General features: G+C 63.6%; 17 protein-coding genes and 1 pseudogene. 12 read left to right on the top strand and 6 right to left on the bottom strand.

The window, feature by feature from the left end; all coding sequences use genetic code 11:
- Positions 1-391: 391 nt before the first annotated feature.
- Complete coding sequence (locus CWO89_RS49140) at positions 392-715, bottom strand: SGNH/GDSL hydrolase family protein (RefSeq protein WP_349644892.1); 324 nt, start codon at positions 713-715, stop codon at positions 392-394.
- A gap of 532 nt (positions 716-1,247) precedes the next feature.
- Between CWO89_RS49140 and CWO89_RS20660 the strand changes: the two genes are divergently transcribed.
- Positions 1,248-2,777 (top strand): glycoside hydrolase family 17 protein, encoded by a 1,530-nt coding sequence (locus CWO89_RS20660; RefSeq protein WP_245476417.1) that lies wholly within the window; start codon positions 1,248-1,250, stop codon positions 2,775-2,777.
- Positions 2,778-2,794: 17 nt separating this feature from the next.
- Positions 2,795-4,273: a GH1 family beta-glucosidase gene (locus tag CWO89_RS20655; RefSeq protein WP_130580578.1), complete on the top strand. Its 1,479-nt coding sequence runs from the start codon at positions 2,795-2,797 to the stop codon at positions 4,271-4,273.
- A 330-nt stretch (positions 4,274-4,603) separates the two neighbouring features.
- Here CWO89_RS20655 and CWO89_RS20650 read toward each other — a convergent pair whose 3' ends face one another.
- Positions 4,604-6,040 carry a glutamine synthetase family protein gene (locus tag CWO89_RS20650; protein WP_130580577.1) on the bottom strand — a complete coding sequence of 479 codons (1,437 nt, stop codon included), beginning with the start codon at positions 6,038-6,040 and terminating at the stop codon, positions 4,604-4,606.
- 151 nt (positions 6,041-6,191) lie between these two features.
- Positions 6,192-7,550: an aromatic ring-hydroxylating dioxygenase subunit alpha gene (locus CWO89_RS20645; protein WP_130580576.1), complete on the bottom strand. Its 1,359-nt coding sequence runs from the start codon at positions 7,548-7,550 to the stop codon at positions 6,192-6,194.
- 117 nt (positions 7,551-7,667) lie between these two features.
- On the opposite strand from CWO89_RS20645, the gene CWO89_RS20640 reads away from it, so the two are divergent.
- Entirely contained in the window at positions 7,668-8,453 is a 786-nt protein-coding gene (locus CWO89_RS20640) for an IclR family transcriptional regulator domain-containing protein (protein WP_130580575.1), read from the top strand.
- 111 nt (positions 8,454-8,564) lie between these two features.
- Here CWO89_RS20640 and CWO89_RS20635 read toward each other — a convergent pair whose 3' ends face one another.
- On the bottom strand, positions 8,565-9,473 hold the full coding sequence (locus CWO89_RS20635) for a helix-turn-helix transcriptional regulator (RefSeq protein ID WP_130580574.1): 909 nt from the start codon (positions 9,471-9,473) through the stop codon (positions 8,565-8,567).
- Positions 9,474-9,612: 139 nt separating this feature from the next.
- Here CWO89_RS20635 and CWO89_RS20630 point away from each other — a divergent pair, with 139 nt between their 5' ends.
- The 5 genes from CWO89_RS20630 to CWO89_RS20610 all read left to right on the top strand — a co-directional run bounded on the left by CWO89_RS20630 (position 9,613) and on the right by CWO89_RS20610 (position 15,744).
- The gene (locus CWO89_RS20630; RefSeq protein WP_130580573.1) at positions 9,613-11,157 is read left to right on the top strand and encodes a benzoate-CoA ligase family protein; all 1,545 of its coding nucleotides are present in this window, start codon (positions 9,613-9,615) and stop codon (positions 11,155-11,157) included.
- Positions 11,158-11,256: 99 nt separating this feature from the next.
- A complete protein-coding gene (locus CWO89_RS20625; protein WP_130580572.1) occupies positions 11,257-12,066 on the top strand; it encodes an alpha/beta fold hydrolase in 810 nt (269 codons plus the stop codon).
- A 122-nt stretch (positions 12,067-12,188) separates the two neighbouring features.
- Entirely contained in the window at positions 12,189-13,877 is a 1,689-nt protein-coding gene (boxC, locus tag CWO89_RS20620; RefSeq protein WP_130580571.1) for a 2,3-epoxybenzoyl-CoA dihydrolase, read from the top strand.
- A gap of 118 nt (positions 13,878-13,995) precedes the next feature.
- Positions 13,996-15,447, top strand: a complete 1,452-nt coding sequence (gene boxB, locus CWO89_RS20615; RefSeq protein ID WP_130580570.1) for a benzoyl-CoA 2,3-epoxidase subunit BoxB — start codon at positions 13,996-13,998, stop codon at positions 15,445-15,447.
- A 24-nt stretch (positions 15,448-15,471) separates the two neighbouring features.
- Complete coding sequence (locus CWO89_RS20610) at positions 15,472-15,744, top strand: hypothetical protein (protein WP_130580569.1); 273 nt, start codon at positions 15,472-15,474, stop codon at positions 15,742-15,744.
- Positions 15,745-15,874: 130 nt separating this feature from the next.
- Here the strand turns inward: CWO89_RS20610 and CWO89_RS20605 are convergent, their stop codons facing one another.
- Positions 15,875-16,684, bottom strand: a complete 810-nt coding sequence (locus CWO89_RS20605) for an SDR family oxidoreductase (RefSeq protein ID WP_130580568.1) — start codon at positions 16,682-16,684, stop codon at positions 15,875-15,877.
- A 192-nt stretch (positions 16,685-16,876) separates the two neighbouring features.
- Positions 16,877-17,938 (bottom strand): polysaccharide deacetylase family protein, encoded by a 1,062-nt coding sequence (locus CWO89_RS20600; protein ID WP_130580567.1) that lies wholly within the window; start codon positions 17,936-17,938, stop codon positions 16,877-16,879.
- 168 nt (positions 17,939-18,106) lie between these two features.
- Between CWO89_RS20600 and CWO89_RS20595 the strand changes: the two genes are divergently transcribed.
- The 4 genes and pseudogenes from CWO89_RS20595 to CWO89_RS20580 all read left to right on the top strand — a co-directional run.
- Positions 18,107-19,501, top strand: coding sequence for an OmpA family protein (locus tag CWO89_RS20595; protein ID WP_130580566.1), 1,395 nt, complete (start codon positions 18,107-18,109; stop codon positions 19,499-19,501).
- The gene (locus CWO89_RS20590; protein ID WP_130580565.1) at positions 19,501-19,797 is read left to right on the top strand and encodes a hypothetical protein; all 297 of its coding nucleotides are present in this window, start codon (positions 19,501-19,503) and stop codon (positions 19,795-19,797) included. Before CWO89_RS20595 ends, CWO89_RS20590 begins: the two co-directional genes overlap by 1 nt.
- A gap of 312 nt (positions 19,798-20,109) precedes the next feature.
- Complete coding sequence (locus CWO89_RS20585) at positions 20,110-21,165, top strand: lysylphosphatidylglycerol synthase domain-containing protein (protein WP_130580564.1); 1,056 nt, start codon at positions 20,110-20,112, stop codon at positions 21,163-21,165.
- Positions 21,166-21,197: 32 nt separating this feature from the next.
- A pseudogene (locus tag CWO89_RS20580) lies at positions 21,198-21,393 on the top strand (two-component sensor histidine kinase); the annotation flags it as partial.

The raw sequence follows: 21,393 nt of genomic DNA, 5'->3' as shown, positions 1-21,393 counted from the left end.
TGCAACCGGCACCCGGCTTTCCCTGCGCCCTCTGATAGGGAGGAGGGTGGAAAGTGAAGCAAAGCTCGGGCGTAACGCGCCGCGAGAATGCGAACTCACATTCTCTCACCAACTCCACCGTCATGCCCCGCGAAGGCGGGCATCCAGTAACCGGCGGCCTCTCGATTCAAGCACTGCCGTCTCTGGATACTGGATCGTCCGGTCAAGCCGGACGATGACAGCGGAGAGCTGTTTGACAATTGAATCAGAAACCCTCCACGTCGTCCCGTCTTTCGACGGGACGACGTCCCAGGTCGTCATTGTGAGCGCCAGCGACTTGTCCGCCGTAGCTCAACGAGCGAAGGCGGAAGCAATCCATCGCGCCGATCGTGGAGATGTGGATTGCTTCGTGCTAGCTCAGGCTGCGCGCGGAAGGATCGAGAATGGCGATGCCCGCATAGCCGGCGATAAGCGCGTAGCCGGTCTGGTTCGGATGCAATGGATCGTTCATCGCGGATGAATTCCAGGTCCCGCCAAAGAGTCCCCAAATGTCGATAAACGGCACATTGGCGGCGTAAGCGAGCGATTTCATATTGGCAACATAGGCTGCCTGCGTCGGGTAAGGCTTCCCCGCGCTGCTGCGCCGCCGATGCTCTCTGCCAATTGGGGAGGTTAGAGCCGGTAAAATTGTAAAAGCCGGTGGGCAGCGGATTGCCGAGGGGCAGTACCTCGCCATAGGCCGGCGTCAGCAGACCACTCTGCCTCGAAAGTTGCATATAGGCCGCCAGCGCCGCAGCGCCTGCAATGAACTCGCGTCGCCGCATCAATGGCTTCCCCGCGCAATCGCCGGGGCTTTCATCAAGAACGCGCGTAGCTTGCCCATTGCCATTCCTGCGTTTGTAGGCGAATGAAAGACACTGCTATACTTGTTCCGTAAATCTACGGACGTGGTCTGTCGTAGTTGCCTATGGTCGATCTGGGAATTTAGCCTTGGCTTGACCGAGCCAAGCTAAAGCATTTGAAACAATGTCTTCAATCGCCTTCTTCAGCGACCTGGATGGTTCCTCGCGCTCCGCTGCGATCGCCGGTTCGAACGCAGCCCGGAGCGTTGCCTGATGCAGCTCGATGCTCCCACCGGATTAAGCCCGAACCGTGCTGGCCGGTCGCCCGGTGGCACTGCAACAAGAGCGCCGCTCAGGGTTGCAGCGCCGCTGTGGCTATTCTTGCTATCCATAGGCATGATTGTTGCGGTTTGGTGCTGGTTGGCGATGCCGGTCTCATTGGGACATGCGCCTGTCGATCTCGCGAAAAAACTGGATTGTGTTTCCTACGCGCCATTCCGCGGCCACCAGACGCCGTGGAATTCCTCCGTCATCATCAGCCCGGACCAGATCGCGGAAGACATCGCCGATCTTGCCAAGATCACCAACTGCATCCGCATCTACTCCGTAGAGAACGGTTTGGACAAGGTGCCGGAGCTCGCGTCAAAGGTCGGGCTGAAGGTGATCCTCGGCGTCTGGATCGGACGTGATCGTCTGAAGAACGCCAGCCTCATCGAAACAGCGGTGTCGCTGGCCAACCAATTCACTGACGTGGTCACCGCCGTCATCGTCGGCAACGAGGTGCTGCTTCGGGGTGAACTGCCCGAGGCGGGCCTTCGCGAAGCCATCCGCTCCGCCAAAGGCCGCGTCAGCGTCCCCGTGAGCTACGCCGACACCTGGGACTTCTGGCTGCGCTACCCGGAGCTCGGCCATGAGGTCGATTTCGTGACGATCCACGTCCTGCCCTATTGGGAAGACGTTCCGCCCCGCGCCGAGCACGCACCCCAGCATGTGCTCGACGCACGCAACAAGGTCGCTCTCGCATTTCCCGGAAAGGAGATCTTCATCGGCGAGGCCGGCTGGCCGAGCCGAGGACGCATGCGCGACGGCGCGCTGCCATCGCGCATCAATCAGGCGCGCTTCACCTTCGACCTCCTCGACAAGGCTAGTCGGGAGAACGTTCGTGTCAATTTGTTCGAAGCGTATGACGAGCCATGGAAGCGCCAGTGGGAAGGGACGGTGGGCGCTCATTGGGGGTGGCTCGATGGAGAAAGCCGGCGGCTGAAATATTCACCCGGAGCCGCCGTCAGCAACTATCCGTTCTGGAAGCTGCAGCTCGGCGCTGGCCTTGCTTTCAGCATTGCCGTGTTCGTCACGGCGTTGTTGGCACGCCTTCGCTCGGCTGCGCCAACGGCATTGCCGCGTTGGCTTGCGGTGGCGGCATCCGCCACCGTCGGCGGAATCCTGCTCGGTATGAGCGTCGAGAATGCGCTCTACGAAAGCTACGGCTTTGCCGGATTGATGCGGCAAGGATCGCTGTTGATCGCAGCAACGGTTCTGCCGCTCCTGTGCATGAACGCCTTGATGTCGGGCCGCGCGCTCCCAGCGTTTGCGGAATTGATCGGACCACGTGAGATGCGAACACGATCGCTGCCGACACTGCTTCTCGGCGCGGTGCTTCTCGTCACCGCCCTGGCCGCAACGGAAAGCGCACTGGGCCTCATGTTCGACCCGCGGTCGCGCGACTTCCCGTTTGCCAGCTTGACCATGGCGGCGGTGCCGATCCTGGTGGTGACGCTGCTGAACCGTCGAAAGCCGGAAGTCTGCGCAACGTCCGAGTCGGTATTCGCGGGTCTGTTCGCGGCGGCGGCGGTCTACATCCTGCTGAATGAAGGCATTCAAAACTGGCAGTCGCTATGGACCGCGGCCGCGTTTGTCCTGCTTGGTGCCGCGCTGTGGTCGTCGCGCGACCGGTGAATCTCTGGAGCACATCGATGTCGTTGGATGGACTTTCACGGCGTCATTTCGCAACGCTCGCCGGTGGGGCAGCGCTCGGATTGTCGGCCGCGCCGGTCCATCCGGCCGATGCTGGCAGGTCGGAGGTCAGAGCCGCCGCTGAAAATTCGCTGGCCGGCTTTCCGGCCGACTTTCGCTGGGGCACGGCGACCTCGGCGTATCAGATCGAAGGAGCCATCAACGAAGACGGCCGCGGCCCGGCGATCTGGGATCGCTTTGCCCACACGCCTGGGACCATTATCGACAACAGCAATGCGGATGTCGCTGATGATCACTATCGCCTGTACCGGGACGACGTCCAGTTGATGAAGGCGCTGGGAGCCACGACGTATCGTTTCTCGATCGCCTGGCCGCGAGTCTTCCCGGATGGATCGGGCACACCAAATCCGAAAGGGCTGGACTTCTACGATCGGCTGATCGACGAACTCTTGGCAAACGGCATCGAGCCGTTTGCGACGCTCTATCATTGGGATCTGCCCCAGGCATTGCAGGACCGTTTCGGCGGCTGGATGTCTCGCGACACCGCGAAGGCCTTTGCGGATTACGCGGCTTATGTCGCCGAGCGCCTGACCGATCGCGTCAGCCACATCTTCACCATCAACGAATGTTCGAGGCTCGTTCATCTCGGCCACGGTCTTGGGATTGACGCCCCGGGTTTGAAACTGCCGCAAGCCGAATTGAATCAGGTCCGTCACAACGTCGCGCTGGGCCATGGCCTGTCGGTGCAGGCGATCCGTGCGCGTGGCCGGCCGGGAACCAAGGTCGGGCCCGCGGAGAATCTGGTCGTCTGCATACCGGCGATCGACACACCCGCGAACGTGCGCGCCGCAGAAATTGCGACACGCGAACTCAACGGCGGCTATCTGACCGTGATACTCGAGGGACAGTACATCGACGGCTTTCTGGCTCAGGCCGGAAAGGATGCCCCAAAATACACAGCCGAGGATCTCCGCATCATCTCATCGCCGATCGATTTTCTGGGGCTGAACATCTACAAGCCCGACCACTACGTGCTGGCGGCCGATAATGAGCGCGGCTTCACCTTGGCGCCGTTTCCGGCATCATTCCCACATATGGATGCGGATTGGCTCCGGTTCGGCCCCGAGGCGATGTACTGGGCGCCGCGTCACGCGGCGAAGCTGTGGGGCGTGCGGTCGATCTACATCACCGAGAACGGGACGTCGTCGGTAGACGAGCCGGCAGCGGACGGCAATGTCTACGACCTGGATCGGGTGATGTATCTCCGTAACTATTTGCAGCAACTGCAGCGCGCGACGTCGCAGGGAGTGCCCGTGGCCGGCTACTTCCTGTGGAGCCTGATCGACAATTTCGAATGGGCGGACGGCTATCAGAAAAGGTTCGGGATCTATCGGGTCGACTTCAAGACGCAACGCCGTACGCCGAAACTGAGCGCGTCGTTCTACCGTGAGGTCATCAAGCAAAACTCAGTGGTCTGATACGCCGGTCAGACGGGCGCACCTAAATGCTTTCCGCTGAAGTCAGCGGCCCAGATGATGCCGGCCCATCTGGACAAGGCTGGCGCGGCAGGCGAAGTGGTAAATGATGCCGATGAGATATGCCAACATGATCGAACTCCGCTGTTGATCATGAAGCGACATGCTGAACCCTTATTCTTTCAGGAGATTTTCGTGGCGTGGCGAAAATGGTTTCGTCGCGGCCATAGTGGTTTCGTCGGGCGACGAAGCACGAAACCGAGTCACGCGCGCGTGACGGATACCGCCGTCATTTGGTGAGGGCTACTGTCCTTCTCCGCGGCGTCCGCCGATTCAGAACATTTCGAAATATTCGCGATGCTCCCAGTCGGAGACTTCGGCCTGGAAGCGTTCGATCTCGGCGTTCTTGATATGCACGTAGTAATCGACGAACTCCGCGCCAAATGCCTGGCGGAAGAACGGATCGTCGCTCAGCGCGAACACCGCCTCGCGCAGGCTCTTCGGCAATAGCGCCGCTTTGGTCTCATAGGGCGTGTCGGCCGACGGCCCGGGATCGAGCTTGCGGTCGATGCCGTCGAGTCCCGACAGGATCTGCGAGGCCATGTAGAGATAAGGATTGGCGGCCGGCTCCCCGATCCGGTTCTCCACCCGTGTCGCCGGATCGCCCGCGCCGCCGAGCACGCGGATCATCACGCCGCGATTGTCGCGGCCCCAGATCGCACGGTCGGGCGCCAGCGAATAGGAACGGTAGCGCTTGTAGCCGTTGATGGTCGGCGTCGTGAACACGGTGGAGGCGCGGGCATGCTGCAACAGCCCGGCGAGGTAGCAGGACCCGAACGGGCTCAAGGCCTGGTCGGTCTCCTTCGCCATGAACGCATTCTCGCCGCTTGTGCGGGACACCAGCGACTGATGCAGGTGCCAGCCAGACGCAAAGACGTTGGGCAGTTTCGGCCGGCACATGAAGGTCGCGTGATAGCCATGCCGCCGCGCGATCTGCTTCACCGCGGCTCGGAACAGCACCATGGTGTCGGCGGGTTCGATGCCTGCGGTCGGCTGGAAAGTGAATTCGCACTGGCTCGGGCCGAACTCGACCTCGACCGAGCGCAGCGGCAGGCCGAGCGCGAGCACGTCGCGGCGGATGATCTCCAGCGCCGGCTCCATCTGGTCGTAACGCTGCTCGGTCAGGTATTGATAGCCGTGCGAGAGCAGGCTGACCGAGGGCGGCCGGCCCGGCTGGCCCGAGTCCTCCGGCGCCATATGCGCGTCGTCGAGCTTGAAGAGGTGGAATTCGACCTCGAGACCCGCAACGAAATCATAGCCGCGCGCGCCGAGCTGATCGAGCACCCTGCGATAGAGGCTGCGCGTCGCGAAAGGCACCGGACGGCCGTCATTGAAATAGATGTCGCAGAGCAGCCAGCCTGTCGTGGGTGCCCATGGCAGCACGCGGAACGTGGTGGGATCGGCCACCATCAGCACGTCGGCGGCGCCCTCCATCTCCTTCATGCCGAAGCCGCCGCCGGTGGTAAACACCGGGAACACCGTCTTGTGCGAGGTGTCCTTGGCCAGCATGGTCGTGGTGATCGAGCAGCCGCTTTCCAGCGCGCGCACCGCTTCGCTTGCGATCAGCGTCTTGCCGCGCAGGATGCCGTGCTGGTCCGGAAACGACAGCCTGATGACTTCGAGGTTCTTCTCTTCGACGATGCGGCGGACCCGCACCGCCGCCTCCTTCTGCTCATCCGACCACAGGCCGTGACGCTCAACAAAGCTCAACGCGCCGTTCCTTTGCATTGGTCGTCATTGCGAGCCACCGGGTCGGCGCGAAGCGCCGCCCGATGACAGGCCGCGCGAAGCAATCCATCCATCCACGCGCGCGGAGGCAATGGATTGCTTCGCTTGGCTCGCAATGACGGGGAAAGCAACATCATTCGGCCGCCGAGAGATGCTGCACCTTGCCGGCGATCTCGCTCGGCACCGGCGCGGCCCACGGTGCACCGCGGCGCCGCTTGACGTCGACTTCCATCCAGTAGAGCTCCCAGCCCTGGGTCGGCCCTATGCCGTCCATGGTCGCGGGCCCCTGGATGCTGCGGGACGTCGCCTCGTCGAGGAACAGCATCGGCTTCTCGCCGCCGGACACCTTTTCGATCTCCTGCCGCAGCAGCCGGCGATACTGCACGATCGCCTTGTCGCTCTGGCCGAGATGCTCCTTGGTACGGTCCTGGATCGGGCCCATCGATTCCACCGCCCACTGGTCGTGGACGTTGATGTCGTTGCCCATGCCGGTATAAGTCGCGGTCATCTGCTCGTGCGGATCGAAGCCGTAATCGTTCGACCTGTTCTTGCGCGAGATGTAGTCGGGCAGCTCATAGAGCTCGAGCCGCTGGTCGCGCATCTTCTTCTTGTCGACCGGCGCCGCGTAGCTGGTGAAGATCGCGTACCAATAGCAGTTCTCGTCATCGACAGGCACATGCCACTGCGTGATCGTCATCTCCGTGCTCATCGGGATGACGAAGCCGTGCGGGAAAAGCTGGTTGGTCACGCGCACATGCGTGCGCTCGTCGTCGAGTTCGCGCAGCGCGATCAACCGCAGGCCATATTCGGTGTGCTCGACATTGATGATGGGACGGTCATATTCGCGCAGGATCCTGGTCATCGGCATGTCGGATCCCGCGGAAGCGCCGCGGAACTGTTTGCCGTAGGCAGTCGAGGTGTCCTCGTCTTCGAAGAAGCGGTGCAGATAGGAGGCGTGCGAGGGATCGATGCCGACTTCGAGCGCCTGCAGCCAGTTGCAGTTCATGTGGCCCTTGAATGCGAAGGTGTGGCTGCCGGGCGCCACGAAGCAGTCGATCTCCGGAAAGGCGGGCGGGCTGCCTTCGCCGAGATAGGCCCAGAGGATGCCGCTCTTCTCGACCACGGGATAGGAGCGCTGCCGGATGCCTTTGCAGAGCTGCGAGCTCCTCGGCTCGGCCGGCGTCTCCAGGCATTGGCCGGTGACGTCGAACAGCCAGCCGTGGAAGGCGCAGCGCAGCCCGCCATGTTCGAGCCGGCCGAAGGCGAGGTCGGCGCCGCGATGCGCGCAGTGGCGGTCGATCAGGCCGTAGCGGCCTTGCTCGTCGCGAAACAGCACGAGGTTTTCGCCAAGCAGCCTGACCGGACGCACCGGCCGCGGCCCCTCGAGCTCGTCCACCAGCGCCGCTGGCTGCCAGTACATTCGCATCAATTTCCCGCACGGATCCTTCGGCCCGGTGCGGGTGATCAGGTCGTTCTGCTCCTGACTCATCATGGCGGCGGTCCTCCCCGGGCGCTCAGATTTGTTCGCCTATTGAACGAATGGGCGAATTATGCCATGGCTTAGTCGAGCGGCAAGCACAATTTTTGATCGTGCCGCCAGGACGGACCCATGCCGAAGCTGAAGCGTGAGGATCGCGAAGAGCGCGCCACCGATTTCGTCGAGAGCCTCGACCGTGGCCTGCGGCTGCTGCAGATCTTCGGCACCATCACCGGACCTGCGTCGCTGAGCGATCTCGCGCGCGCCGCCGACCTGCCGCGTGCCACGGCACGGCGCATCCTGTTCACGCTTGAACGCGGCGGGTTCGTCGCGACCGATGGCAAGCTGTTCACGCTCACGGCGCATGTGCTGACGCTTGCAGGATCGTACCTGCGTTCGAACCAGGTGATCGCGGTGCTGCAGCCGGTGCTCGATCGCATCGCGAGCGCGGCGCAGGAGATCAGTTCGCTCGCGCTGCTCGATGGCGACGAGGTCGTGTTCGTCGCGCGCGGCAGCCCGGCGAGGATGTTCTCCAGCGGTCTCGATATCGGCTACCGCCTGCCGGCCTTCTGCACGTCGGTCGGCCGCGCCATGCTCGGTCGCTTCACCGATGATGAATTGGCAACGAGACTAAAGGCAATGCGCCGCGAGGCGCTGACGCCGCAGACGGTGACCGATCCGAAGCGGCTGCTCGCCGCCATCATCGCCGATCGGCAAAAGGGTTACTCGCTGGTGGACCGCGAAGCCGAGCCGCATTTCCGCTCGATCTCGGTGCCGGTCCGCCGGTACGACGACACCATCGTCGCCGCCATCAATATGGGCGCCCATGTCGATCGCGTGCCGACGGAAGAATTGATCGAACGCTTCCTGCCGCTGCTGCGAGAGGGAGCGGAGGATGTGAAGAGCAGGCTGCTCTGACGCGTGTAGCCGGGATGAAGCGAAGCGTAATCCGGGGTGTTTCGCGGGCGGATGGAGTTTTCCCGGGTTGCGCTGCGCTCCACCCGGGCTACGCGGTCGTCGCGTTGCAGGCTACATCGCCACGCTGCGCAATCCAAAACTGCGCGCCTGATTCTGCAGCACCGGCGTCACAGCTTCGATCAGCCGCGCGGCGGCGGCATCGACGGACAGGCCGGCGGTATCCACCACGGCCGACGCACGCGAATAAAGCGGCTCGCGGCTGACCAGGATGTTGCGCAGCTCCGCCATCGCGGAGCGATCGTCAGCCATCGGCCGCAGGTCGCCTTGCCGGCGCACCCGCGCCATGTGCTCTTCTGGCTCGGCCTTGAGCCAGATCGTGTAGAACGACGACAGGATCAGGTCGAAGGTGAGGGGCTCGGAGACGATGCCGCCGCCGGTCGCGAGCACCATCAATTCGTTCCGCGCCAGCAATTGCTTCAGCGCGACCTGCTCCATGCGCCGGAAACCTTCCTGGCCGTAGAGCGCGATGATCTCGGCGACGGAGAGGCCATTCTCGCGCTCGACTTCCTTGTTGAGTTCGACAAAGCTCCAGCCGATCCGTTTCGCCAGCATCCTGCCGAGCGTGGATTTGCCGGCGCCGCGCAGCCCGATCAGGGCAATGCCTGAGAACGAGGAGCGCCGCGGCGCGGATGCGCTGCCGCCGGCGAGGATGTCCTTGGTATGAGCGATCTGCTCAGGCGTCGCCTTGCGCAGGAGATCGCGGATCACGGCCCAGTCCGGCGCCGGCTCAGCGGAGGGGATCAGGTCTTCCAGATGCGCCCCCATCGCGTGCGACACCCGGCGCAGCAGCACGATCGAGACATTGCCCTTGCCGCTTTCGAGCTGCGCGATATAGCGCTCCGAAATTCCCGAAACCTTGGCGAGCACTTTCCGCGACATGCCGCGCAGCGCGCGCATCGTGCGCACGCGCTGGCCGAGCTGTTCGAGGAAATCGGTTTCGGGATCGGGCTTTTCGGTCATATCCCCCCACGCACGGAGAAGTCAGGAAGGATAGTGCCGACCAGGATTGACAGCAAGCCGCTCCGGTGGCTTTCTATGAATTATAATTCTTAAATCTGGGGAGAGACGTGGTGGCGTGCTTTGGCGTAGGGAGCAGGGCATGAGCGGCACCTCCTACAACGCGGTGACCTGGCTATTGGACCGCAACGTCGATGAGGGCCGCGGCGACAAGCTCGTCTTCGACGACACCGTCTCGCAACTCAGCTACGGCGAGCTGCAGCGGCAGACACGCCGTCTTGGCAATCTGCTGCGTCGTCTCGGCGTCCGCCGCGAGGAGCGCGTGGCGATGATCATGCTCGACACGGTCGATTTCCCGATCGTGTTTCTGGGCGCGATCCGCGCCGGCGTGGTGCCGGTGCCGCTGAACACACTGCTCACCGCCGATCAATACGCCTATGTGCTCGCCGACTGCCGCGCGCGAGTGCTGTTCATCTCCGAAGCGCTGCTGCCGTTGGTGAAGGACATCGTCGGGCGGATGCCTGACCTCGAGCATGTTGTCGTCTCCGGCAATGACGCGCACGGCCACAAGACATTTTCCGACGAGCTGGCGCGCGAGGACGATGACTTCACGACCGCCGCGACCCATCCCGACGAGCCCGCATTCTGGCTCTATTCCTCGGGCTCGACCGGCATGCCCAAGGGCGTGCGCCACCTGCATTCCAACCTCGCCGCCACGGCGGAGACGTACGCCAGGCAGGTGCTCGGCATCCAGGAGAACGACGTCGGGCTATCAGCGGCAAAGCTGTTCTTTGCTTACGGCCTCGGCAACGCGCTCACCTTCCCGATGTCGGTCGGAGCCACCACGATCCTCAATTCCGAGCGGCCGACACCCGCGGTGATGTTTGCGCTGATGAACAAATATCATCCGACCATCTTCTACGGCGTGCCGACGCTGTTCGCGTCGATGCTGAACGATGAAGCGTCGAAGACGACGCCCGCGGGGAAACGGCTGCGCATCTGCACCTCCGCCGGCGAGGCGCTGCCGGAATCCGTCGGCAACGCCTGGAAGGCGCGCTTCGGCGTCGACATCCTCGACGGCGTCGGCTCGACCGAGCTCTTGCACATCTTCCTGTCGAATGCGCCCGGCGACATCAAATACGGCTCGTCCGGCCGCCCCGTGCCCGGCTACAAAGTGAGGCTCGTCAACGAAAACGGCGCCGACGTGCCGGATGGCGAAGTCGGCGAACTGCTGGTCGATGCGCCCTCCGCCGGCGAGGGCTACTGGAATCAGCGCAGCAAGAGCCGGCAGACCTTCGAAGGTCATTGGACCCGCACCGGCGACAAATACATCCGCGATGCCGAGGGCCGTTATACCTTCTGCGGCCGCAGCGACGACATGTTCAAGGTCTCCGGCATCTGGGTCTCGCCCTTCGAGGTCGAGAGCGCGCTGATCACCCATCCCGCCGTGCTGGAGGCCGCCGTCGTGCCGGAAGCCGATCCGGAAGGATTGCTCAAGCCGAAGGCCTTCGTGGTGCTGCGCGCGGATGCGAACACCGATGGCCTGCACGAGGCGCTCAAGGAGTACGTCAAGCAGAAGATCGGCCCGTGGAAATATCCGCGCTGGATCGACGTGGTCGAGAGCCTGCCGAAGACCGCGACAGGCAAGATCCAGCGCTTCAAGTTGCGGGACGGCGACCGCAAATGACGCCGTCATTCCGGGGCGTCCGAAGGACGAACCCGGAATCTCGAGATTCCGGATCGGGTCGCTGCGCGACCCGTCCGGAATGACTGAGCAGGAGACGTTATGGCAAATCTCGCACCATCAGGCTTTCTCAACATCAACGGCTCCGATCTCGAATACCGCATGATCGGCCCGGCTCCCGACACGGCGCCGACCATTGTGATGCTGCATGAAGGCCTGGGTTCGGTCGGGCTGTGGGGCGACTTTCCGGAACAGCTTCAGGACACGACCGGCGCCGGCGTGTTCGCCTATTCGCGCGCCGGCTATGGCGCCTCGAGCCCGGTGAAGCTGCCGCGCCCGCTCGACTATATGCACATTGAAGCGCAGGAGGTGCTGCCGGAACTGCTGGATGTCATCGGCTTCCGCCGCGGGCTTTTCGTCGGGCATTCCGATGGCGCGTCGATCGCGGCGATCTACGCCGGCTCGCACCAGGACCATCGCCTGCAGGGCATTGCATTGATCGCGCCGCACTTCATCGTCGAGGACATCTCGGTGAAGTCGATCGCCGAGATCAAGACGATGTACGAGAGCACGAACCTGAAGGAGAGGATGGCGCGCTGGCACAAGGATGTCGACAACGCCTTCTACGGCTGGAACGGCGCCTGGCTCGATCCGAAATTCCGCGACTGGGATATTTCCGAATACCTCGCCTATATCCGCGTGCCCATCGCGATCCTGCAGGGCGATGCCGACCAGTACGGAACGTTGCGCCAGGCCGAGATGGCCAAGGAAGAGTGCTACTGCCCGGTCGATGTGACGGTCATTCCAGGTGCCGGCCATTCGCCACATCGCGAGGCGCCGGAGGCAACGCTCAAGACGATTGCCGATTTCGCCGAGGCGGCGTTGCGGACTGACCAGCCGCAAGCGGCTTAGGCCGCTGGCCTAACGGTTGGAACATGAAACAAAGTGCATGTTCTCGCGTTCTTGACTAGACCAAATCAAAAACATGCATTATTGTGCATGATCAGATAACCAATAACGCACAAGGGTGGCTCATGGCCGGTGAGGATCGCGTGCTCGCAAACGGCGCGAAATACATCGATTTTCAGACCGACCCGTCCCGTTACCGGCATTGGAAGCTTGATGTCGACGGCGAGGTCGCAACCCTGACCATGGACGTCGATGAGAATGCCGGCCTGTTCGAAGGCTACCAGCTCAAGCTCAATTCCTACGACCTCGGCGTCGATATCGAGCTCGCCGACGCCGTGCAGCGGCTGCGCTTCGAGCATCCCGATGTGAAGGTCGTCGTGATGCGCTCGGGCAAGAACCGCGTGTTCTGCGCCGGCGCCAACATCCGCATGCTCGCGGGCTCGACGCACGCGCACAAGGTCAATTTCTGCAAATTCACCAATGAGACCCGCAACGGGATCGAGGACTCCTCCGAGAATTCCGGCCAACGCTTCATCACTGTCGTCAACGGCACCGCGGCCGGCGGCGGCTATGAGCTCGCGCTCGCGACCGACCACATCATCCTCGCCGACGACGGCGCGGCCGCCGTGGCGCTGCCGGAAGTGCCGCTGCTCGCGGTGCTGCCGGGCACCGGCGGGCTGACGCGCGTCGTCGACAAGCGCAAGGTGCGCCGCGACCATGCCGACTTCTTCTGCACCATCGAGGAGGGCATCAAGGGCAAGCGCGCGGTGCAGTGGCGCCTCGTCGACGAGATCGCGCCGAACAGCAAGCTGGAAGGCAAGCTCGCCGAGCGCGTCAAGGAATTCGCCGCCAAATCGACCCGCAACGGCAGCGGCAAGGGCATTGCGCTCTCGCCGCTCAACCGCGTGATCGACGAGAACAGCATCCGCTACGGCTTCGTCAGCGTCGATATCGATCGGCCTGCGCGCATCGCGACGATCTCGATCCAGGCGCCGGAGGCCGCGCCGCCTGCCGATGTCGACGGCCTGATCGCGCAAGGCGCCGCGTTCTGGCCGCTGCAGGTCGCGCGCGAGCTTGACGATGCGATCCTGCATCTGCGCATCAACGAGCTTGGGATCGCGATGCTGGTGTTCAAGAGCCACGGCGATCCCGCTCGTGTCGCCGCCTATGACGACTTCCTCGAGGCCAACAAGACATATTGGCTGGTCAACGAGATCAGGCACATTTGGAAGCGCGTGCTGAAGCGCATCGACGTCACCTCGCGCACGCTGGTGACGCTGGTCGAGCCCGGCTCCTGCTTCGTCGGCACGCTCGCCGAACTCGTGTTCGCGGCCGATCGCACCTACATGCTGATCGGCTCGCGCGAGGGCGACAACCGCCCGCCGCCCGCGATCCAGCTCACCGCGATGAATTTTGGACCCTATCCGATGAGCCACGGGCTCACCCGGCTGCAATCGCGCTTCCAGGCCGATCCTGCCGATCTCGAGCGCGCGCGCGGCGCGATCGGCAAGGCGCTCGACGCGGAAGAGGCCGAGGAGCTCGGCCTCGTCACCTTCGCGCTCGACGACATCGATTGGGACGACGAGGTGCGCGTGTTCCTCGAGGAGCGCACCAGCTTCTCGCCCGACGGCCTCACCGGCATGGAAGCGAACCTGCGCTTCGTCGGCCCCGAGACCATGGAATCGAAGATCTTTGCGCGTTTGACCGCGTGGCAGAACTGGATCTTCCAGCGCCCCAACGCGGTCGGCGAGGAGGGCGCGCTGCGCCGCTACGGCACCGGCCAGAAGGCGCAGTTCGATATGACGAGAGTTTAGGGCGAATAGTGAATAGCGAATGGCGAATAGGATTCCATTCGCTACTCGCCATTCGCTATTCGCGAGCGCGTGTTCGGTAGCAAGCTTTGAACGAGATTATCTCCAACGGGAGGTCCCCATGAACATGAACATCATGAACGTCGATTACTCGACCAAGATTCCCAACAACGTGAATCTGTCGGCGGATCGCCAGGTCCTGAAGGCGCTGGAGGGCTGGCATCCCGGCTACATGGACTGGTGGAGCGACATGGGGCCGGAAGGCTTCCAGCAGTCGCTGGTCTATTTGCGCACCGCCTATTCGGTCGATCCGCGCGGCTGGGCCAAGTTCGACTACGTCAAGATGCCCGAATATCGCTGGGGCATCCTGCTGGCGCCGCAGGAAGAGAACCGCGTGGTGCCGTTCGGTGCCCATTATGGCGAGCCTGCCTGGCAGGAAGTGCCGGGCGAGCATCGCGCCATGTTGCGGCGGCTGATCGTGATCCAGGGCGATACCGAGCCGGCCTCCGTCGAGCAGCAGCGCCACCTCGGCAAGACCGCGCCCTCGCTCTACGACATGCGCAACCTGTTCCAGGTCAATGTCGAGGAGGGCCGCCATCTCTGGGCGATGGTCTATCTCCTGCAGAAATATTTCGGCCGCGACGGCCGCGAGGAGGCGGATGACCTGTTGCGCCGGCGCTCGGGCGATGCCGACGCACCGCGCATGCTGGGTGCTTTCAATGAGGCGACGCCGGATTGGCTCTCCTTCTTCATGTTCACCTATTTCACCGACCGCGACGGCAAGATGCAGTTGCACTCGCTGGCGCAATCCGGCTTCGACCCGCTGTCGCGCACCTGCCGCTTCATGCTGACCGAAGAAGCGCATCACATGTTCGTCGGCGAGACCGGCATCAGCCGTGTCGTGCAGCGAACCTGCGAGGCGATGCGCGAAGCCGGTATCGAGGATCCGACCGACATCGCGAAAGTGCGGGCGCTCGGTGTGATCGACCTGCCGACCATCCAGAAGAAGCTGAACCTGCACTATTCGCTGTCGCTCGATTTGTTCGGCTCCGAAGTCTCGACCAACGCCGCCAACGCCTTCAACGCCGGCATCAAGGGCCGCTACAAGGAGACGACGATCGATGACGATCATCAGCTCCAGAACTCGACTTATCCGGTGCTGAAACTGATCGACGGCGAGCTCAAGCTGGTCGACGAGCCGGCGCTGACCGCGCTCAACATGCGCCTGCGCGACGACTACACCCAGGACTGCGTGAAGGGCATGCTGCGCTGGAACAAGGTGATCTCGACATCAGGCTACGACTACAAGCTCGCAGTGCCGCACGTCGCCTTCCATCGCGCCATCGGCGAGTTCAAGGACATCGAGGCGACGCCCGAGGGAATCCTGATCGACGCAGCCACCTGGAACAAACGCAAGACTGAATGGTTGCCGACCATCGAAGATGGCGAGTTCATCGCTTCGCTGATGAAGCCCGTCACCGAGATCGGGAAATTCGCCTCCTGGATCTCGCCGCCGAAGGTAGGTATCGACAACAAGCCCGGCGATTTTGAGTATGTGAAGATCGAGTCATAACCCGGCATTCGGGGAGAAGACGGCATGGACCCCGACCGTGACCTTGAAGGGATGGACCGCGACCAACTGGTCGCGGAGGTAAAACGCCTGCGGGCAGGTATCCGCGCGCACCGGGACAGCACCGGTCACGATTTGTGCTGGCATCATCCCGACCTGTGGGGGCTGCTTCCCGAACGGGTTGCGCCGGAGGTTGCCGTCCCGCCATGGCCGAAATTCTTGCGTGGCTGCCTGCGATACCGGGAGGCGCTCGATCGCAAACTGCCCAACGCGCCGCGCGCTGACCACGAATACGAGTGACGCTGCCGCGGGCGATCTTAGTCCTGTAGCCCGGGTGGAGCGCAAGCGTAACCCGGGGCCGCCCGTAAACATCGACTCCGATGTCCCGGGTTGCGCTTTCGCTCCACCCGGGCTACGAATGCGTACCTCGCTACGAATCCCAGCCGCTGCCCTTGATCCCGGCATTCGCATAGACGATGCCGCCGTCCACCGTGATGGTGGCGCCGACCACATAGTCGCCGGCGCGGGAGGCGAGATAGATCGCAGCACCCGCCATGTCCTCGTCGGTGCCGATCCGGCCCGACGGCACCTTCGTCGCGACCTCCTCGGCATTGTCGCGCGCCGCGCGGTTCAAGTCCGATTTGAACGGCCCCGGCGCGATCGCGGTGACCACCACATGATCGCCGATCAGCTTCACCGCCATCCGCCGCGTCAGGTGGATCAAGCCGGCCTTGCTTGCGGCATAGGAATAGGTCTCCAGCGGGTTGACGAAGATGCCGTCGATCGAGGCGATGTTGATCACCTTCGCCGGCCGCTCGGCGCTTGCGGCCGCGCGCAGCGGCGCGGCCAGCGCCTTGGTCAGGAAGAACGGCGCCTTGACGTTGAGGTTCATCACCTTATCCCAGCCGCTTTCCGGAAACTCGTCGAAGTCGGCGCCCCATGCCGCGCCGGCATTGTTCACGAGGATGTCGAGCCTCGGCTCGCGCTTCTTGATCTCGGCGGCCAGCATCTCGATGCCGGCGAGACTGGAGATGTCGATCGGCAGCGCGATGCATTCGCCGCCATACTCCGCCGAAAGCTCCTTTGCGGTCTCCTCGCACGGCCCGGCTTTCCGCGCGGTGATGTAGACCTTGGCCGCGCCTTGCGCGAGGAAGCCCGCGGCGATCATCCTGCCGATGCCGCGCGAGCCACCCGTCACCAGCGCAACGCGGCCCTTGAGTGAAAACAGATCCTTGAACATGTGTTCCTCCAAATACGTTGCAACGGTTGTGAGAGGAGCATCGAGACGAGTCAAGAATCCCGTCGTCCCGGCGAAGGCCGGGACCCATACCGCGGAATCTATCGGTGAAGCGATCTGGTCGAGACCTTCGTCACACAACCGCATCCTGTGGTTATGGGTCCCGGGTCAAGCCCGGGACGACAGCAGATGACGCTACGCCGCGTCGATGCGGCGGAAGCCGTTCCAGACGGCGGTGGCGGCGCCGGAGGTGAGGACGGGGATGATGCGCGCGTCCTGGTAATTGCCGTTCAGCGAGACGCGTTGCAGGGCGGTCAGGTGATCGGCGCTTTCCGGGAAGATCATGCCCGGCCGCGTCGTCACTGCGGTCTTGAAGCCGGCGGCGTTGGCAAGGGCGAATTCGCGTTGGCCGGCGGCGATCTTGTCGCCATAGGGATAGGCGAGATGCAGCACCGGCCGCGCCAGCGCCGCTTCGATCCGCTCCCGGCTGGCGGTCATCTCGAACGCCGCCACGTCCTCGGACTGCCGGGCGAGATTGCAATGGGTGATGGTGTGCGCGCCGATTGTCACCAGCGGATCGTTGGCGAACTCCTTCAGTTCGCCCCAGGACATGCAGAACTTGCGCGCGATCGTCGTCTCGTCGACATCATGGCGCGCGCACAGCGCCGAAACCTCGCGCTGGACATCCTGCTCGCCCGGCAAGCTCCGCAACCAGTCGTGCAACTGCTCGAAAGCTGTGTGTTTCGCCTCCGGCGTCGAGGTATCGATCGGCGTCATCGTTCCGCCGATCGGCGCCTCGATCGCGGCCGCCTTGGCGATCACCTGCTCCAGCGCGATCCACCACAGCCGGCCGGTCCCTTCGGCGAAATCGCTGGCGGCATAGACAATGAACGGCGCGTCGAACTCGCGCATGACAGGCAGTGCATGGTCGCGGTTGTCGCGATAGCCGTCATCGAAGGTGAAGCAGGCAAAGCGCCGCGCGAAATCACGCTCGGTCATCCGCCGGTGCATCTCGTCCATGGTGACGATGTCGATGTCGAGCGAGCGCAGATGTTCCAGCATCGCGCGCAGGAACTCCGGTTCAACCTCGAGATGATGGTTCGGCTGGAACTCATCGTTGCGGCGTGGCCGGACATGGTGCAGCATGAAGACCGCCCCGACGCCTGCGAAGATTGGTCGCAGCAGGAAATGGGCTCCGGAGAAATACAGCGCTTCGAGTCCGGCGCGGATAACGGTTTTTCTGAGCTGTTTTTTCATCCGGGAAATCGGCCGGCCGGTTGCATTACGGAGCGAAATTAGCGAACCACCGCTGAACAAACGGTTAGCCGGCCCGGTTATACGCGGCTCTTTGCCAGATGCGGTATTTCGGGTTTGACAGTCAGCCAAGGGTTTGTTTTCTCTCTGGTTCCGGAGCCAGGACCCCGAATGCACGAACTTTTCAAGTGGAGTCGCAAGTGGTGGCCGGGCGTGATTCCGCTGGTCATCTGTTGGGGTATCGCGGCCTGGACCACGACCGCAACCGTGGAGGCTGATCTCGCCGCGCGATCAAACGCCGCGCTCAAGGACACCATCCTTGACAAGCGCAGGATCGCGGTCGCCGGGCGGGACGTGACGTTTGCCGCCGAGGCGTTCTCGGAGGAGGGCCGCCAGAGCGCGGTGGCCTCCGTCGAGGCGGTGCCTGGCGTGCGCCTCGTCAATGACGGGACGCGGCTCGTTCCCGAAGCAAAGCCATTTGTCTGGTCGGCCGAGCGCGACGTCGTCCGGGTGACGCTCACCGGCAGTGCGCCGTTACCGTCGAGCAAGGGCAAGCTGCTCGAAGCGGCCCGCAATACGCTTGGCGGCGTCGAAGTTGCCGACCAGATGTCGCTCGCGCGCGGCGCGCCGCCGCGCTTCGACAGCGCGGCGCTGCTGCTGCTCGACCAGATCGGCAAGTTGAAGGATGGCAAGATCACGCTGACCGATACCAAGGTCAACCTGTCCGGCATGGCGCGCGAGCTCGGTGGGCGCGAGGCGATCGCGGCGGCGCTGCGGAATCTGCCCGAGGGCTATTCGGTCGCAGCCAATGACATCAAGGCGCCGCCCTACATCTTCCAGGCCTACAAGGATCCGGTCGCGGTGACGCTGACGCTCACCGGCAATGTGCCCGACAACAACGCTCACGCCGCGCTCGTTGCGGCCGCCGGACGCAAGTTCTTCTCGGAGAAGGTCGTCGACAACCTCAAGGCCAGCGTGGGCGCTCCTTCCGGCTTTGCCAACGCCGTGGTGCCGGCGCTCGGCGCCTTGTCGCGGCTGTCGACCGGCACGCTCGTGGTGACCGATCGCGAAGTCAAGCTGTCGGGCGACGCCTTCTATGATGCCGCCGCCAACCAGATTCGCGCCGGCCTCGGCCGGGATTTTCCGCAAGGTTGGCAATACAAGGCCGATATTTCGGTGAAGCCGGCGGCCTCCCCGGTGGATGCGACCGTGTGCCAGCAGCTCTTCACCGAGCTGCTGTCGAAGGCGAGGATCCGCTTTGAATCGGGCAAGGCCGATATCTCCGCGGATTCCGTCGGCCTGCTCGATCGCCTGACCGAGACCGCGCTGCGCTGCCCGAATGCCACGATCGAGATCGCCGGCCACACCGACAGCGACGGCGACGAGAGCGCCAACCAGGCGCTCTCCGAACGGCGCGCCGAGGCGGTGATGGACTATCTGGTCAAAGCGGGCCTGCCGGCGACGCGCTTCCAGGCGGGCGGCTATGGCGCCACGCAGCCGCTTGCCGGCAACGACAGCGAAGAAGGCAAGGCGCAGAACCGCCGCATCGATTTCGTGGTGAAGTGATGGCCTATCTGGCGACGTTCTTCTTGGGTTGGCTGCTCGCGGCGCTGTTGATCGGCCTTGCGATGGGCTGGATATCGGTGGTGCAGCGCGGGGAAGGGGTGTCACGAAAGCTGGCGCGATGGCTGGCGCTGCTTGCGGCGATCCTGATCGCCCTTGCGCTCGGCCACATCGTTCCCGGCCGCTTCGGCTATTGGCTCGACCTGTTCCTGATCATGTTCGCGCTCTATCTCGCCGGATGCCTGGTGGGATCGTGGCTGCGTGACTGGGTGGTGTCGCGCAGCCAGCCGGCCAGATGAGGTGGCGAGTTGCGGCTGCCAGGCGGGTTTCGTGCTCCCGATGGCTGCTGCCGGGACGTTCGGTCGCATCGGTGGTGGGCTGGCCACGGCCCGCGCCTGCGTGTCAACTCCTTGTCGGATCGGCGAGAATGCAGCAAAACTGTGCACCTGCTGTCATGAACTCCCCCTAATGTGTTGAAGATGCGCGTTTTATCGTCGCCAGACGAATTCCACTTCGACCCGAAACGCGCTACGACAGGCGGGAGGGAACAGCGGAGCGTCGGCGGGGTTCGCCCGGTAGCCGTCGTCGCGGGATCGCAATTCGAGGTCTAGATGCTGGAAGCAATCCGCAGGGCGATCGCGTTTCTGCGCCAGAAGCAGGTCCTGCACAAATTGGGCGTTGCGATCAGTATCACGGTCATCGCGATCGCGTGCTACGTGCTCTATCACATGCTGCGCGGCATCGACACCAACGAGGTGCTCGAGGCCATCAAAAGCACCGAGCCGCGCCAGATCGCCCTCGCGGCGCTGTTCGTGGCGGCCGGCTATTTCACGCTGACCTTCTACGACCTGTTCGCGGTGCGTGCGATCGGCCACAGCCACATTCCCTACCGCATCAATGCGCTCGCCGCCTTCACCTCCTATTCGATCGGGCACAATGTCGGCGCCAGCGTCTTCACCGGCGGGGCGGTGCGCTACCGCATCTATTCGGCCTGGGGGCTGAACGCGATCGACGTCGCCAAGATCTGCTTCCTGGCCGGGCTGACCTTCTGGCTCGGCAATGCCGCCGTGCTCGGCATCGGGATTGCCTATCATCCGGAGGCCGCCGCTTCGATCGATCAGCTTCCGCCCTGGCTCAATCGGGTCGCGGCATTCACGATCATCGTCGCGCTGGTGGCCTATGTGGTCTGGGTCTGGACCCAGCCGCGGGTGGTCGGGCGCGGGCCCTGGACGGTGACGCTGCCGGGCGGGCCGCTGACACTTTTGCAGATCTGCATCGGCATCATCGACCTCGGGTTCTGCGCCTTGGCGATGTACGTGCTGGTGCCGGACGAGCCCAATCTCGGCTTTGTCGTGGTGGCCGTCATCTTCGTCTCGGCGACGCTACTGGGCTTTGCCAGCCACTCGCCCGGCGGCCTCGGCGTGTTCGACGCCGCCATGCTGGTCGGCCTCTGGCAGATGGACCGCGAGGACCTGCTCGGCGGGATGCTTTTGTTCCGGATGCTCTACTATATTTCACCTTTTGTCATATCTGTAATCTTGCTGACGTTTCGGGAGCTTATCCTCGGAGCGCGAATCAAGCGCCTGCGCCATTTGGGAGCTGGCTCCGACGCCAAACCGCGGCATGAGGCCGTTTATGTCCGCGAGCGCGGAGACACCAGCGCCTGACGCCGCCGCCTGAACAGGAAGAAGCCGGCTCAATGGCCCTTCACGAATCCTCTTCCTCCTTCTTCTCGCCGTGGCCCGACCGGCTGCGGCACTCGGCTATTGTCCTGCTTGCGGCGGGGCTGGCGCTCAGCGTGCTGGTCGCGCTCGATGAGCTCTCGCTGATCCGCGCTTTTGCGGTGTTCCTCTGCATCGCCGCCGCGGCGCTGGTGCCCTGGCGCCTGCACGACG

The sequence above is a fragment of the Bradyrhizobium sp. Leo170 genome (assembly GCF_004296405.1).
In the GTDB taxonomy this organism is placed as follows: Bacteria; Pseudomonadota; Alphaproteobacteria; order Rhizobiales; family Xanthobacteraceae; genus Bradyrhizobium.
Note: the sequence above shows the minus strand (reverse complement) of the source record. Positions and strands in the feature narration are given on the sequence as shown.